Raw genomic sequence first — 15,653 nt, 5'->3', positions numbered from 1 at the left:
CCTGATAAACTCCCCCTCGCCCCTCCTTCGCTGTGAGCTCCTGCCATGCTCCACGTGTTGTTCAGCGTTTATTTGAAGATGCTGGTGCTGTATAGCCCCTTCTTCGTCCTGTCCTGCTTTATCAGCCTGACCCGTGGCTATTCCAGCAAGGAACGGCGGCGCCTGGCCTGGAAGGTTGCCCTGGCAACGCTGGTGTCGAGCGTGTTGCTCTACTTGTTTGGCCGGGTGATTTTCAGTGTGTTTGGCATCACCGTGGATGCTTTTCGCATCGGCGCCGGCAGTGTGCTGTTTATCTCCGCCCTGGGCATGGCCCAGGGCAAATCGGCCGTGCAGACTGACAATGTGCAGCAGGACGTGACCATCGTCCCGCTGACTATCCCCCTGACCGTCGGCCCCGGCACCATCGGCGCACTGCTGGTGATGGGGGTCAGCCAGCCCCATTGGGATGACAAGCTCACCGCCATTCTCAGTATCGCCCTGGCCAGCCTGACCGTGGGCGTGGTGCTGTACCTGTCCAACCGGATCGAACGCATCCTCGGCGACCAAGGGCTGCAGATTGTCAGCCGCCTGATGGGGTTGTTCGTGTGTGCACTGGCTGCACAGATCATCTTTACCGGCGTGCGCGGTTACCTGGTGCCCTGAGGCCCCATTCAAATCTGGTATTGGGCGATAGCGTGCAAGACCTTGTCGCCTGCGCTCTCGCGCAACTGCTTGATGGTTGCGTCGTTGACCACTGCCGGATTGAGCATCAGGCACGTCTGGCCACTGTAGGCTTCGATCGTGGAACTGTCCCATTCGAAAAACGGCACACCCACTTTCGTGCTGACACCGTGGGCGCTGTAGGTCACCAGCACCATCAACACTTCACCGTCGACCTCCGAACAGGAGGCCAGCCCAAAGTCGCCGCCCTCATGGTTGACGATGTTGCGCTTGAACAGATCAAACGGTGCCGACAGCTGTTTCAAAGCCTCGAAAGCATCCGCCGCCAACCTGGGTAACGCCATGGCCAAGGAGCCTGAAAGGAACGTCGAGGCCACCGTGGACGAGATGATGTTCATTACGGCCATCTGCACGCTCAGCCCCTTCACGGAGGTGGTGACCCGTTCGAAACTGCTGCGTATCGGCAACCAGCCAAGGCGGCTCATGACCTTGATAAATTCGTCATACCAGGCCTGTGTGCCGCGCCCCACTTTCAGGACTTCACTCACATAGCTGCTGGCCAACAGATAACTCTTGCGGGTGTATTCCTTGTTGAGGCGGCTCATGCCCGCGACAAACGAAAACACACTGTTGTTGATCACCGCACCATTCAAGTCACCATCCGCCTGGAACGGCGATGACGGGTCCGCTGGCCGCCGGGTCAACGGCAGTCGGTATGCCGCAATCAGCTTGTTCTTTTTTGCCACATTGATTCGCTTATGTTTGCGCTCCATAACTGTTTCTCCACAAAAAACCCACACGGGCTTACAACAAACACTAGTCGCCCGATTGAACTTTTTCAGGAGGTACGAGAAGGCCTTTAAAGCGTAGGAAAAGTCGACATTGGCTGCCCCGCCCCGCAAACAGTGGGGATGAACTGGCGACTGATAACGGCAGGCTTACTTTCTGCAACTAATAGAGAGGAACCGTTAATTGCATTGAGAATCAGCGGGGCTGAACAAAGAAATTTCTGTCGTCGGCAATGGGCTTTCTCTGACAGCACGGCGGCCCCATTGCGGGGCCGCCGTCGTTTCAGGAGGCCGGCTTCTCGCCATACCAGCGTGGCGTGTACACCCACTCTCCACCGCCCACCCGAGGGAACGCGCAGGTGGTGGACGAACCGATCAGCACCATGGTGCGCATGTCTACCTGGTCCGGGGTCAGTTGCCCCAGGGTGGTGGTGCGCAGCGTCTGCCCCGGGCGACCGATATCACGCCCCAGCACTACAGGTGTTGCGGCGATACGATGCTGGGCCACGATCTCCAGGGCACGCCCCAGTTGCCATGGCCGCGAACGGGAGATGGGGTTGTAGAACGCCAGGGCCAGGTCGGCCTGGCACGCCAGGTCCAGGCGCTTCTCGATGATGGACCAGGGCTTGAGGTTGTCCGACAGCGACATCACGCAGAAGTCATGCCCCAACGGTGCACCCGCCTGGGCCGCCGTAGCGAGGGACGCCGAGACCCCCGGCAGGATCTCCAGTTCGACCCGCTGCCAGGCCGGGTCGCTGGACTCGTGCAACGCTTCCAGCACCGCCGCCGCCATGGCAAATACACCCGGGTCGCCGGAAGACACCACCACCACCGAACGGCCCAGGGCCGCCAGCTCGAAGGCGTGCCGCGCCCGTTGCATCTCTTCGCGGTTGTCGGTGCAATGCTGCACCTGGTCGGCACGAAACGGCCCGGCCATGCGCACATAGGTTTCGTAGCCCAGCACATCGGTGCAACGCGCCAGTTCGGCCTTGACCGCCGGCACCATCAGTTCGGCAGCGCCAGGGCCCAGGCCGATCACCGCGAGGCGGCCACGGGGACGACCCAGTTGCGCCAGATCCACCGGCGCAGCGGTCGAGTGGATGACAATCTCCGGCCCAGCGGCCAACGCCGTAAACCGTAACGGCACACCCAGTTCCAGCGCTGCCTCATGCAGTTCACCGCAAGCCATGTCGGCATCATCACCCAGCAGGCACGCCAGCGATTGCACGGCGATACCGTCCTGCTGCAACGCCTGGCGAACCCGTGCAGCCAGCCCGGCACCTGGACGGCAGGCCACCCAGGTGTTTTTCGGATAGATCAGCAACTCGTTGTCCGCCGGCACACGCTCGGCACTGCCGATATGAATGCTCAGGTGCGCCTGCTGGTCCTGCGCCAGGTTGGCCTGGTCCAGCCACGGCGCGGCGCCTTCGATACGCACATGTTCGCCGGCCAGCAAGTCCGAGACAAAACGTTTGCCCAGTTCCAGGTCGGCCAGTTGATAGCCCTGGGGCGGGTTGAGCAGGCAGGTGCCGAACCGCAGCTCGCCACTGGTGGTAATCGCAGCCGCCACACCCAGGGCCGCCGCGATTTCCCGCGCCATGATATTCACCCCGCCCAGGCCACCCAGCAACGGCACCACTGCGCTGCCATCTTCGGCGACAGCCAGCACGGCCGGCTCCTCGCCTTTTTCCAGCAACTGCGCCGCCAGGGTGCGGATCACAATCCCGGCCGCGCACAGGGCAATGATCGGCGTGCCCTGCTGATACAGCTGGCGCACGGTCGTGCCAAATTCGCTGTAGGCCTGGTCGGCGCCCTCCACCCGGCCGGCCAGGCCATGGATCAAGGCGCCGGGATACAGCTGCTGGATGCTGCGGGCCGTGGCCAGGCTGCCCTGGCCGAGGATTACGATCGCCGGCGTCATCAACCCTGCCACCTTTCGCCCGGCACGATGATCAGCGAGAAATACGGTGAGGACATGGGCTCGACCTGATCCAGCGCAACGATTTTCTGGTTGGCCATGGTCGCACGCTCCACATACAGCGCGCGCCCGGCCAGCCCCAGTTCCTCAAGGACCTGGCGCACCTTGGTAAAGTTGCGCCCCAGCTTCATGATCACCGCCGCATCGGCATCCGCCAGACGCCGCTTGAGTTCGTCATGGGGCAGCACCCCGGACAATACCGACAGGCTCTGGTTGCGATACACCAACGGCGCACCCAGCACCGAGGCGCCGCCGAGCATCGAGCACACGCCCGGAATGACCTGGGCCTCGTAGCGCTCGGCCAGGCGGTCATGCAGGTACATGTAGGAGCCATAGAAGAACGGATCGCCTTCGCAGATCACCGCCACATCGCGCCCGGCATCCAGGTGCGCGGCCACGTCGACACTGGCGGCGTCGTAGAAATCGCTGATCACCTGTTCATAAGACAGTGGCGCCGGCAAGGCTTCGGTGGTCACCGGGTACACCAGCGGCATCAGCGTCTGCTCGGGCACCAGGTGCTCTTCGATAATGCCAAAGGCGTTGCCTTTCTTGCCCTTGGCCACGAAATACGCCACCACCGGCGACTCGCGCAGCAGGCGCAAGGCCTTGAGGGTAATCAGCTCCGGGTCACCGGGGCCGACACCCAGGCCGATCAAACGTCCACGCGCCTGCATTATTCGACCTCCGTGGCCAGTGCGTTGACCGCCGCAGCGGCCATCGCACTGCCGCCCAGGCGGCCTTGCATGATCACAAACGGCACGCCACGGCTGTCGGCGGCGAGCATCGCCTTGGACTCGGCGGCGCCCACAAAGCCGACCGGGAAACCGAGGATCAGCGCCGGCTTCGGGGCACCGGCGTCGAGCATTTCCAGCAGATAGAACAAGGCCGTCGGCGCATTGCCGATCACCACCACGCTGCCTGCCAGGTGCGGGCGCCACAGCTCCAGGGCCGCAGCGGAACGGGTGTTGCCCAATTCCCGCGCCAACTCCGGCACGCTATCGTCGCGCAAGGTGCAGATCACCGGGTTGTTGGCCGGCAGACGTGCACGGGTCACGCCTTCGCAGACCATCCGCGCATCACACAGGATTGGCGCACCTGCCGCCAGGGCCTCACGCCCGGCCTTGCCCGCGCCTTCGGAAAACTGCAGACCGTCGATGGCCTCGACCATGCCGCAGGCGTGAATCACCCGCACGGCGAGTTTTTCCAGGTCGGCCGGAATGCGATCCAACTTGGCCTCTGCGCGAATGATCGCAAAGGAGTTGCGATAGATCTCCTGACCGTCGCGGATGTAATCAATCATCGGTGTTGCTCCGTGGACGGGCACGCAACACGGCGCCCGCCGCTTCAATAGAAAGGTTGTGCGCGTGCAGCCGGCCGAAACCCGGCTGGGCTGCATCGCGAAAATAGAGGTCGTAGTGCCCGACGCCCACCGCCAGCAAGGTGACCGGGGCAATGTGCGCGGCGGCGCAAGTGCGCGGGCAGCCGGACAGGTGCACGTCGAGGCCCTGGACGTGATCCTGCAACAGTGTGGCCAGGTGCAGGGCATCGGCCTTGGTGTCGGCCTGGGCCTTGGCACAGCCGCTGGAGCCGGTGCAGGCAATCAGCCGCGCCAGCGCCTGCTCGGCAGAACAGAGGAAGCCCAACTGCGCCAGGCCGTCGGTGACGCGCGGGGCAGCGTCCGGCGCCAAGTTGGGCAGCAGCAGGCCTTGCCATGGGGTGAAGCGCAATGTGCCGTCGCCATGAGCGAGGGCCAGTTGTGCGGCGCCGCGCAGCATGGCCGAGTCCAGTCGCCCCAATGGCGCGACGGCGGCGACGTAGACCTGCTGAGATTGGCGCTGTGGATAAGTGCCCAGGCGCAACAGGGGCGGGTTGGCGCGGCAACGATAGCCGTCGGCGGGAAGTAACGGCAGGTTCAAGCGTGCGAGGAAGTTATCCACAGACGTTTGCGCCAGCAGGTCGCGCATACGGTTCTGGTCGGGCCGGGCCAGGTCGAGAAACAGTTCCAGCACCGCAACGACCAGCGCATAGCCTTGGTCCAGGGTTACGGCGGCCAGCGGCCGATCACGACCGGGACAGCCGGCCAGGCCGAACGCCAACAAAGTCTGGCCTTGTGCTTGATAGGCTGACAACCACAGGTCGTGGTGATGATCGAGCATCGCCAGCGCCTCACCGCCGTCCAGTTGCACGGCGAACTTGGCCGACAACTCATGAAAGCGCGGATGGCTTTGCAGAGTAGCGAGGACCTGCTCTGCCAGGGGCCGGGTGTCCAGCAGCATGTCGCGATCAATGCCGGCACCGGGGCTGAGCATCACATTGCGCACGTCATCACCGCCCGCGGTGGTCGGCCCAAGACCGGCATCCAGCAGGTGCGTGACCAGGCCATCGTGTTCCTGGCCGATGCCGCGAATCTGCAGGTTGGCGCGGTTGGTCGCCTCGATCACCCCGCCCGCCCAGGTGTGGGCCGCATACGCCACAGCCATCGCCTGTTCGGCGCGGATGACGCCGCCCGCCAACTTGATCCGGCAGATCCCGCCATCCAAGGCCTGGACAATACGCAGCAACCCCGGACAACCCGAGGGACGTTTGCTGCTGGACAGTGGAAGTGGCTTCACGGGGGCTACCGGTTTACGGGCAAAGGCGCGGTATTATGCCTGCTTTGTCCGACGGCATGAAAAGCCTGCCCGTCGGATGTCGTTCAAGGAATCAATATGTCGCCCTGGCTGACAGTAGTAGGCATCGGTGAAGACGGCTTCAAGGGGCTGGGCAGGAATGCCCGGCATGCGCTGCTGCGCGCCTCGCGGATTGTTGGCGGCCAGCGCCAGCTGGATTTGCTGCCGGTGTGCATTCGCGGTGAGCGCGAGCTATGGCCCAGCCCGTTTTCCCTGGAGCCGATCCTGGCGCGACGGGGTGAGGCGGTGTGCGTACTGGCCAGCGGCGATCCGATGTTCTACGGCGTCGGCGCCAGCCTGGCGCGGCTGGTGGCGACGGATGAGCTGTTGATCCTGCCGGCGCCCTCTTCGGTGTCACTGGCGGCGGCACGCTTGGGCTGGCCATTGCAGGAAGTGGTGACCTTATCGGTGGTCGCCCGTCCGTTGGCGGCACTCAATGCCCATCTGTCCAGCGGCGTGCGCTTGCTGGTGTTGAGCAATGACGGCCAGAGCCCGGCGGCGATAGCCGCGCTGTTACGCGCCAGCGGGTTCGGCGCGAGCCGCTTGAGTGTGTTTGAACACCTGGGCGGTGCGGCAGAGCGGCGGATCGATGGCCACGCTGACACCTGGCAAGACGCGCCAATTGCGCCGTTGAACCTGGTGGCTATCGACTGCCTCGCCGCTATCGACACCCCACGCCTGTCGCGCCTGGCGGGCCTGCCAGACTCGGCGTTCAAACATGACGGGCAACTGACCAAGCGCGATGTACGCGCCATGACCCTGGCGCGCCTTGCGCCAACCCCCGGTGAACTGCTGTGGGACGTCGGCGCCGGCAGCGGCTCCATCGGTATCGAATGGATGCGCGCCCACCCCAACTGCCGCGCCCTGGCGATTGAGGCCGATGCCGGCCGCCAGCAGTTGATCGAGCACAACCGCGACGCCCTCGGCGTGCCCGGCCTGCAACTGATTCGCGGCAGCGCCCCCCAGGCCCTGGCAGGGTTGGAGGTACCCGATGCGGTCTTCATCGGCGGCGGCGTGACCCGCGATGGCGTGCTCGATACCTGCTGGCAGCACCTGCGGCCCGGTGGCCGGCTGGTAGCCAATGCCGTGACCCTGCAAAGCGAAATGACCTTGATGAGTTGGCGCGCGCAACATGGCGGCGAACTGACCCGCATTCATGTGGCCCAGGCCCAGCCCCTGGGCGAGTTCGACACTTGGCGCCAGGCGTTGCCCATCACCTTGCTGGAAGTGATCAAGCCGCTATGAAGCGCATCCTGCTGCTGGGCGGCGTGACGGAAGCCCTGGCCATCGCCCGCACCCTGGGGCCACAACACATCTACAGCCTGGCCGGGATCGGCCGGGTGCCCACCGACCTGGCGTGTCAGGTGCGCGTAGGCGGCTACGGCGGTGCCGAGGGGTTGGCGCAGTTTGTCCGCACCGAAAACATCAGCCTGATCCTCGACGCCACCCACCCCTACGCCGCACACATCAGTGCCAACGCCGCCCAGGCCGCACGCTTGTGCCATATCCCCTGCTGGGCCCTGCGCCGCCCGGCTTGGCAGCCACAGCCCGGCGATGACTGGCGCGAAGTCAGTGACTGGGCCGAGCTGATCGAAACCCTGAAACCCTTCAAGCGCCCGTTGTTCACCCTCGGTCGCGAACCGCTGCAACACCTCGACGAAATCCCTGCCGAACAGTTCTGGACCTTGCGCGCACTGGACACCTACCCCGGCAACGCACGCTGCGAAGTGATCGGCGCCCGTGGGCCGTTTTTGCTTGAGGATGAGCGGGCGTTGTTCGAGCGCAGACAGATTGATGTGTTGATCAGCAAGAACAGCGGCAGCAGCGCCACCGAGCCCAAGCTGGAAGTGGCCCGCGAGCGCGGCGTGCCGGTGGTGGTTTTGCAGCGGCCAGTGTTGGCGGGGGTGGATCGGGAGTTTTTGACCGTCGACTCGGTACTGCAGGCTTTATAGAACAACGCAGCTCAAATGTGGGAGCGGGCTTGCCCGCGATTGCGGTATGTCAGTAACCGATGTACTGACTGATACACCGCTATCGTGGGCAAGCCCACTCCCACATTTAGGGCTGCGGCGTTTTGGAGATTGGTATTCTCTCGTTCCCGTCTATCATCAAAGCCATAGCCCACACGCAGCACTGCGACACCAAACCACACCGGCCCTTTTTACTTATGCCCCTCGATCAGGCTAAATACCCACCTGATCGTTTAACCCTACGGATTGTCCGCCATGGCCCGTCAACGCTTTGCATTTGCCTGGATCGCCTGCCTTGCAGTGCTGTTCAACGCGTTTGCCATGCCGATGGCCGGGGCGATGCAGCAGGGGCAGAGCCCGGCCGAACAATTGCTGTGGGGCAGTTTCTGTTCGTCCAACGGCAGCAAGCTGGTGGCGATCTCCCTGGGCAAGCTGGATCTACCTGCGCCGCAGCAGGACGAGCATTCCACCATGCAGCATTGCTGGTGCTGCTCGGGCTCGGCGCCGTTGGTGGCGCTGCCGGGGCATGTGCCGCAGTTGTATCTGACACGGATCGACCCGGCGCCTGGCCTGCCATCGCCCGTCTTGCAGCACCCTACCCCGCGCCAGCAATGGCCGAGCCTCAACCCCCGCGCCTCTCCAACCGTCTGATCACTTCGCAATTGAACTGCGTTTGAATCGTTCTGGAGAACTGCCATGCTCAAATCTTCCCTGCTTCTGGCGGCCTTGCTGCTGCCTGTGTTCAGTGCCGCCAATGCCGATGACTACAAGGCCGGCGACCTGCTGGTGAGCGATCCCTGGTCACAGGAATTACCGCCCAATGCGCCGACGGTTGCCGCCTACTTTGTGATCCATAACCAGGGCGAAACCCCGGATCGCCTGCTCAGCGTCGACACCCCAGTGGCGGCCAAGGCCGAGTTGCATGAGCATGTGATGCAGGGCGACTTGATGAAGATGCAACAGGTGCCCAGCGTGGCCGTGCCGCCCAAGGGCGAGCTGACGTTCGCGCCCATGGCCTATCACGTGATGCTGCTGGACCTGAAGGACCGCAGCCAATTGCGCGACGGCCAGCACTTCCCGCTGACCCTGAACTTCGAAAAGGCCGGGCCGGTCAACGTGGAAGTCTCGGTCCAGAAAGCACCGCCGATGACCGGCCACGAGCACAAGCACGCCCAGTAATCACCACAGGCCGCCCCCCATGGGTGCTCCCGCCAGCAGATTGACCAAGCGCCGCCGCACGCCCGCAAGGCTTGCACGCGGCAGTTGGATCAGCCTGTTCGCCATGCTGATGATCTTTATCGGACCGCTGATTTCCCAAGCGATGCCGATGGATCATCACGCCGGCATGTCCATGCAGATGTCGATGGACGATACCTGCCATGCGGCGCCCCAGCACCCCGCCGAGTACACCAAGCCCCCCGCAGCCGACCACGTCATGTGGGAGAAATGCGGCTATTGCAGCCTGCTGTTCAGTTGCCCGGCCCTGCCTGGCCATGTGTCATTCGTGGCCCTTGGCACCCCACCACCGGCCAACGCCCTCACCCCTGCAACGCGCCTGGGCCATGCCCGGCAGAGCATCTTCCCTGGCGCCCGCAGCCGCGCACCGCCCATCCAGTCGTAGATCACTGATCAAACAACCACTTCGCACGGCCGCCTTCACACAGACAGCCGCAGGCTGCTGGCCGTGTTGTTTACGACTGATTGATGGAATTTTTCATGTCCAGGTTTCCTGCTGACACCCGTATGGGATGTACCCCCGTGCTCGCCGTTTTGTGCGGCGCACTCTTGGCGCCCCAGGCGTATGCCGACGACCACGCCGAGCACCACAATGAGCTGAGCCCGACGGTGATTACCGGCGTTGCTCCAAGCTCACCACTGACCATCGTCACCAACCCCAAGGACCCGCGCCAGCCGGTGCCGGCCAGTGACGGCGGTGACTACCTCAAGACCATTCCCGGCTTTGCCCTGGTGCGCAACGGCGGGACCAATGGCGACCCGGTGCTGCGCGGCATGTTCGGTTCGCGCCTGAATATCCTCACCAATGGCAGCATGATGCTCGGCGCCTGCCCGGGCCGCATGGACGCGCCCACCTCCTACATCTCGCCGGAAACCTACGACAAGCTGACCGTGATCAAAGGCCCGCAAACCGTGCTCTGGGGCCCTGGCGCCTCGGCCGGCACGGTGCTGTTCGACCGTGAGCCGGAGCAGTTCGGTGAACTGGGCACCCGGGTCAATGCGAGCATCCTCGCCGGCTCCAACGGGCGCTTCGACAAAGTGCTGGATGCCGCCGCCGGTGGCTCGCTCGGTTATATCCGTGTGATCGGCAACCAGGCCCACGCCGATGACTACAAGGACGGCAACAACGACACCGTCGGCTCGCGCTACGACAAATGGAACGGCGACGTTGCCCTCGGCTGGACCCCGGACGCCGACACCCTGCTGGAACTCACCGCTGGCCGTGGCGATGGCCAGGCGCGCTACGCCGGACGCGGCATGGATGGCTCGCAGTTCCTGCGCGAAAGCCTGGGCCTGCGTTTCGAGAAATCCAATATCGGCGAGGTGCTGGACAAGGTCGAAGCCCAGGTCTACTACAACTACGCCGACCACGTGATGGACAACTACAGCCTGCGCACGCCGTCAGGTACCGGGATGATGGCCGGCCCCATGGCCTCCAACGTCGACCGCCGCACCCTTGGCGCACGGATCAAGGCCACCTGGCGCTGGGCCGATGTGCAACTGATCAGCGGCATCGATGCGCAGACCAACGAACACCGCCAGCGCAGCAGCGCCGGGGTCGACACCTATAAGAACCTGCCCCGCAACAAGGACGCCGACTTCCACAACTACGGGGTATTTGGCGAGCTGACCTGGTATGCCGCCGACAACGACCGGCTGATCAGCGGCGCCCGCCTGGATCGCGCCTCGGCCAAGGATTTTCGCCAGCGCACCGGCAGCGGCATGATGAGCCGCGCCAACCCCACGGCCGGCGATACCCGTGCTGACACGTTGCCATCCGGCTTCGTGCGCTATGAACACGACCTGGCCGACAGCCCGACCACCCTCTACGCAGGTCTCGGGCACGCCGAACGGTTCCCGGACTACTGGGAGTTGTTCTCGCCCAACCGTGGTCCGTCGGGTTCGCTGAACGCCTTCGACTCGATCAAGCCGGAGAAGACCACTCAACTGGACTTCGGCCTGCAGTACAAGACCGCAGACCTGGAAGCCTGGGCCTCCGGCTATATCGGCCAGGTACGCGACTACATCCTGTTCAACTACACGCCCGGCATGATGGGCATGACCTCCCAGGCGCAGAACATCGATGCGCGGATCATGGGCGGTGAACTGGGCGCCGCCTACAAGCTGACAGCCAACTGGAAAGCCGACGCCACCCTGGCCTATGCCTGGGGCAAGAACAGCAGCGACGGTAAAGCCCTGCCGCAAATGCCGCCGCTGGATGCGCGTTTCGGCCTGACCTACAGCGAAGACGACTGGAGCGCCGGCGCGTTGTGGCGTGTGGTGGCGGCGCAAAACCGTATCGACCAGAACAAGGGCAACGTGGTCGGCAAAGACTTCGACAAGAGCGGTGGCTTTGGCGTGTTCTCCCTTAACGCGGCGTACCGCATCAACAAAAACTTCAAGGTCAGCACCGGCGTCGACAACCTGTTTGGCAAGGCCTATGCCGAGCACCTGAACCTGGCCGGCAACGCCGGGTTCGGTTACCCGGCCAACGACCCGCAAGCCATCAATGAGCCGGGCCGTACGCTCTGGACCAAGGTGGATATGAGCTTCTAACCCACCACCCTTGTAGGAGCGAGCTTGCTCGCGAAGAACGTGAACGATGACGCGGTAAGTCAGACTCAATGCGCCAACCTCAGGTTTTTCGCGAGCACGCTCGCGCCTACAAGTCATGCACAAAAATAACGTCCTTGCGGAGCACCCTGATGACCCCTCCAAAGATTTCCTTCTACAACCTGGCCTGGCGCTGGCATTTCTACGCCGGGTTGTTTGTCGCCCCCTTCATGGTGTTGCTGGCAGTGACCGGCATCATCTACCTGTTCAAGCCCCAGCTCGACCCGCTGATGTACGGCCACTTGCTCAACGTGCAGCCCGGCGAGCAGGTCCTCAGCGCCGACGAGTTGCTGCAACGGGCCAAATCCGCCTACCCACAAGGCACGATCAGCAAGTACCTGCCGCCGGTGGACGCCAGCAGCAGCGCGCAGTTTGTCCTGCACAACGTCGGCAACGAGCTGACGGTGTTTGTCGACCCTTATCGCAGCACCGTCCTGGGTGAACAGGACGCCACCTACAACCTGCAAGCCATCGCCCGTGCGCTGCATGGTGAGTTGATGATCGGCACCACCGGCGACCGCCTGGTGGAACTCGCGGCCGGCTGGGGCGTGATGCTGGTGGTGTCTGGCCTGTACCTGTGGTGGCCGCGTGGCAAGTCGGCGGCCGGGATTCTGTGGCCACGCCTGGGCAGCCGCGGGCGCTTGTTCTGGCGTGACCTGCATGCCGTCACCGGGTTCTGGGGCGCCGCATTTTTGCTGCTGATGATCCTCAGCGGCATGACCTGGACCGGCTTCTGGGGCAAGCAATACGCGGACCTGTGGAACCACTTTCCAGCGGCGATGTGGAACGATGTGCCGCAGTCTGACCAGCAGGCCCGCAGCCTCAACACCGCGACCCAGCAGACGGTGCCATGGGCCATGGAGAACACGCCGATGCCGATGTCCGGCGAGCATGCCGAGCACATGCAACACGGCGGCATGAACCACGGCCCCGCAGCCCCGGCGATCAGCCTGCAACAGGTGGTGGACCTGGCCATGGCCCGCCAGGTCGAGCCGGGCTACAGCATCACCTTCCCCACCACCGCCACAGGCGTGTTCACCATTGCGGTGTTCGCCAACGACCCGCGCAATGACGCGACCCTGCATGTCGACCAATACACCGGCAAGGTCCTCGCCGATGTGCGCTGGGAGCACTACAACAGCGTGGCGCGGGTCACCGAGTCCGGGGTCATGCTGCATGAGGGCAAGATGTTCGGCGTGGTCAACCAGATCATCGTGCTGCTGGTGTGCCTGATGATTCTGTTGAGTGCGGTCAGCGGCGTGGTGATCTGGTGGAAGCGCCGGCCACAGGGCGGCCTGGGGGTTCCACCGTTGCGCCATGATTTGCCGAAGTGGAAAACCGCAATGGTGATCATGCTCGGCCTGGCGATCATTTTTCCGTTGGTTGGCGCCTCGTTGATTGTGGTGTGGGTAGTGGATCGGCTAGTGCTGGCGCGTTTTTTCAAGCAACGTGAATCGGCCTCATCTTCTGCATGAGGTAGGCGAGATGCCCTACATAGAGGCGTTATGTAGTCTTGCGCGGGCTTTCACCCTCAACGCAAGAAGTGTTACATTATAACACTCAGTGCAATCCCTGCTCGCCGCGCCCGGCGGCGAGCACCGCCTCGAAGAAGAATTGATCCTGCAATGAACAAGTACCTTGCGTCCGGCCTGTGCCTGCTTGCGCTGCACACCAGCGCCCAGGCATTGACCTTGCCTGTCAGCCCCGTCACCGCGCCAGAAGTGGACAGCCCGGCTATCGACCTGAACACTGCGACTACTGCCGGTTCGCGTCTGAACCTTACGGCCCTGCAAACGCCGGGCAGTGTCGAAAGCCAGACCGGCGTACAGATCCGCGAGCGTGGTGATGTCAGCGTGCAGGACGCAATTTCCCGTGCCACCGGCATCAGCCGCACCGGCACACCGGGCGACGGCGGTACGTCCCTGCAAGCACGGGGCTTTACCGGCCAGGGTTCGGTGATGCAGTTGTATGACGGCAATCGCATGTACAACGGCATGGGCACGTCCACCTTCCCGGTAGACACCTGGTCCGTGGAGCGTGTGGATGTGCTGCGCGGCCCCGCATCGGTGCTGTACGGTGAAGGCGCCACCGGCGCGGTGGTCAATACGATCTCGAAAAAGCCCTTCACCGGCGATATCGAAAACCGTATCCGCCTGGGCTACGGCTCCTATGATCGCCAGCAACAAGCCCTGGACAGCGGCGGCTCGCTGACCGACACCTTGAGCTACCGCCTGAACCTCAACCGCCTGCGCAGCAATGGTTTTATCGACCGTGGCGACTCGGCCAGCGACTTCGTCAGCGCAGCCCTGCGCTGGCAGCCGGCCGACAACCTGAGTTTCACCCTGGCTCACGATTACGGCGACCAGCGCCCACAGAACTACTTCGGCACGCCGCTGATCAACGGCCACTTGCACAAGGGCCTGCGCGACAAGAACTACAACGTCAGCAACGACACCCAGCATTACAACGACCAATGGACCCGCCTGACCAGCGAATGGCAGATCAGCGATTCGGTGAGTGCCAGCAACGAGCTGTACTACCTGAAGAACCAGCGCCGCTGGCAGAACGCCGAGAACTACAACTTCAGCGGCGGGCAACTGACTCGCAGCGGCTTCTACGGCATCAAGCACAACCAGGAACAGGTCGGCGACCGCCAGACCTTCACCTTCAAACACACGCTGCTGGGCCTCGACAGCCAGACCGTGACCGGCGTGGAATACAACCGTATCCGTTTCCGCCTGGCCAGTAACTCACCGTTTGACGATGTATTGCCCGCCGGCCAACCCATCGACGTAAACCACCCGGCATCAGCGCCGTTTGAAAGTGCCGATCCATTCCTGCCGCTGTTCGTCACCACCACCAAACAGTTCTCGGGCTTTGCCGAAAACCGCCTGCAACTGACCGACCAACTGTCGCTGATCACCGGCATCCGTCGCGACTACGTACACCTGGACCGCGACCAACTGAGAACCGGCGAGCAGAGCGACAAGACCCTCACCGGCAATAACTGGAAGGCCGGCCTGGTGTTTGCTGTAACCCCGGACACCTCGATCTACGGCCAGTATGCGACCAGCACCGATGGCATCAGCGGCCTGATTTCCCTGAGCCCCAGCCAGCAGCAATTCGACCTTGCCACCGCCAAACAGACCGAAATCGGCATCAAGCAGGCCTTCTGGGACCAGCGTGGCGAGTGGACCCTGGCGGCCTATCACATCGTCAAAAAGAAACTGCTGACCGATGTGCCCGGCAGCCCCGGACTCAAGCAGCAAGTCGGCCAACAGTCGTCCGACGGCCTCGAAGCCAGCCTGGACCTGCAACTGCCCAACGCCTGGGCCTTGCAAGCCAACGCGGCAATCGTGCGCGCCCAGTACGACGATTTCAGCCAGAACGTCGGCGGCGTTGCCATCTCCCGCGACGGCAATCGCCCGGTCGATGTACCGCGCCGTACCGCCAACGTGTGGCTGAGCAAGGCCGTGACCGAAGACATCCGCGCCGGTGCCGGTGTGCGTTATGTCGATGCGCGCTACGCCGACATGGCCAACCAGAACGAGCTGCCCAGCTACACCGTGGTCGATGCCAGCGTGTCGTGGAAAGCCCTGCGCAACACGACAGTGGGCCTGCAATTGAATAACCTGTTCGACCGCACCTACGCCGTGAGCCAGTACAATGACGGCCAACAGTGGATCCTGGGCGAGCCGCGCTCGTTCTTTGTGACCGCCGACTACACCTTCTAACGGAT

14 protein-coding genes are annotated in these 15,653 nt (G+C 63.5%); 9 read left to right on the top strand and 5 right to left on the bottom strand.

Translation table 11 applies throughout. The annotated features are described in order from the left end of the window. Positions 1 to 45: 45 nt before the first annotated feature. Positions 46 to 642 carry a MarC family protein gene (locus FJD34_RS19375; protein ID WP_003171467.1) on the top strand — a complete coding sequence of 199 codons (597 nt, stop codon included), beginning with the start codon at positions 46 to 48 and terminating at the stop codon, positions 640 to 642. Between the two features lie 8 nt (positions 643 to 650). Here the strand turns inward: FJD34_RS19375 and FJD34_RS19370 are convergent, their stop codons facing one another. The 5 genes from FJD34_RS19370 to cobG all read right to left on the bottom strand — a co-directional run bounded on the left by FJD34_RS19370 (position 651) and on the right by cobG (position 6,023). After that, positions 651 to 1,433 (bottom strand): hypothetical protein, encoded by a 783-nt coding sequence (locus FJD34_RS19370; RefSeq protein ID WP_032859834.1) that lies wholly within the window; start codon positions 1,431 to 1,433, stop codon positions 651 to 653. A gap of 298 nt (positions 1,434 to 1,731) precedes the next feature. Beyond that, a complete protein-coding gene (cobJ, locus tag FJD34_RS19365) occupies positions 1,732 to 3,369 on the bottom strand; it encodes a precorrin-3B C(17)-methyltransferase (RefSeq protein ID WP_065942853.1) in 1,638 nt (545 codons plus the stop codon). Then, positions 3,369 to 4,100: a precorrin-2 C(20)-methyltransferase gene (locus tag FJD34_RS19360; protein ID WP_032859836.1), complete on the bottom strand. Its 732-nt coding sequence runs from the start codon at positions 4,098 to 4,100 to the stop codon at positions 3,369 to 3,371. The genes cobJ and FJD34_RS19360 overlap by 1 nt, the downstream gene beginning before the upstream one ends. Beyond that, the gene (locus FJD34_RS19355; protein ID WP_065942854.1) at positions 4,100 to 4,726 is read right to left on the bottom strand and encodes a precorrin-8X methylmutase; all 627 of its coding nucleotides are present in this window, start codon (positions 4,724 to 4,726) and stop codon (positions 4,100 to 4,102) included. The genes FJD34_RS19360 and FJD34_RS19355 overlap by 1 nt, the downstream gene beginning before the upstream one ends. Next, positions 4,719 to 6,023 (bottom strand): precorrin-3B synthase, encoded by a 1,305-nt coding sequence (cobG, locus tag FJD34_RS19350; protein WP_090293263.1) that lies wholly within the window; start codon positions 6,021 to 6,023, stop codon positions 4,719 to 4,721. The genes FJD34_RS19355 and cobG overlap by 8 nt, the downstream gene beginning before the upstream one ends. Positions 6,024 to 6,134: 111 nt before the next feature. On the opposite strand from cobG, the gene cbiE reads away from it, so the two are divergent. The 8 genes from cbiE (at position 6,135) to FJD34_RS19310 (ending at position 15,648) form a co-directional block, all read left to right on the top strand. Continuing rightward, the gene (gene cbiE / locus FJD34_RS19345) at positions 6,135 to 7,340 is read left to right on the top strand and encodes a precorrin-6y C5,15-methyltransferase (decarboxylating) subunit CbiE (RefSeq protein WP_090292873.1); all 1,206 of its coding nucleotides are present in this window, start codon (positions 6,135 to 6,137) and stop codon (positions 7,338 to 7,340) included. After that, positions 7,337 to 8,047, top strand: a complete 711-nt coding sequence (locus tag FJD34_RS19340) for a cobalt-precorrin-6A reductase (protein WP_090292871.1) — start codon at positions 7,337 to 7,339, stop codon at positions 8,045 to 8,047. The genes cbiE and FJD34_RS19340 overlap by 4 nt, the downstream gene beginning before the upstream one ends. A gap of 273 nt (positions 8,048 to 8,320) precedes the next feature. After that, entirely contained in the window at positions 8,321 to 8,716 is a 396-nt protein-coding gene (locus FJD34_RS19335) for a DUF2946 domain-containing protein (protein ID WP_032859843.1), read from the top strand. A gap of 45 nt (positions 8,717 to 8,761) precedes the next feature. Further along, positions 8,762 to 9,244 (top strand): copper chaperone PCu(A)C, encoded by a 483-nt coding sequence (locus tag FJD34_RS19330; protein ID WP_032859844.1) that lies wholly within the window; start codon positions 8,762 to 8,764, stop codon positions 9,242 to 9,244. Positions 9,245 to 9,263: 19 nt separating this feature from the next. Then, positions 9,264 to 9,686 carry a DUF2946 domain-containing protein gene (locus FJD34_RS19325; RefSeq protein WP_090292870.1) on the top strand — a complete coding sequence of 141 codons (423 nt, stop codon included), beginning with the start codon at positions 9,264 to 9,266 and terminating at the stop codon, positions 9,684 to 9,686. Positions 9,687 to 9,781: 95 nt separating this feature from the next. Further along, positions 9,782 to 11,857: a TonB-dependent copper receptor gene (locus FJD34_RS19320; RefSeq protein ID WP_032859846.1), complete on the top strand. Its 2,076-nt coding sequence runs from the start codon at positions 9,782 to 9,784 to the stop codon at positions 11,855 to 11,857. Between the two features lie 149 nt (positions 11,858 to 12,006). Continuing rightward, positions 12,007 to 13,389, top strand: coding sequence for a PepSY-associated TM helix domain-containing protein (locus tag FJD34_RS19315; protein ID WP_090292868.1), 1,383 nt, complete (start codon positions 12,007 to 12,009; stop codon positions 13,387 to 13,389). Positions 13,390 to 13,539: 150 nt separating this feature from the next. Beyond that, on the top strand, positions 13,540 to 15,648 hold the full coding sequence (locus tag FJD34_RS19310) for a TonB-dependent receptor (RefSeq protein WP_090292867.1): 2,109 nt from the start codon (positions 13,540 to 13,542) through the stop codon (positions 15,646 to 15,648). The last annotated feature ends 5 nt before the right edge of the window (positions 15,649 to 15,653 follow it).

Origin of the sequence: Pseudomonas brenneri (assembly GCF_007858285.1) — a bacterium.
Lineage (GTDB): Bacteria > Pseudomonadota > Gammaproteobacteria > Pseudomonadales > Pseudomonadaceae > Aquipseudomonas > Aquipseudomonas brenneri.
The sequence above is the reverse complement of the archived record's forward strand: the minus strand, read 5'-3'. Positions and strand labels throughout refer to the sequence as shown.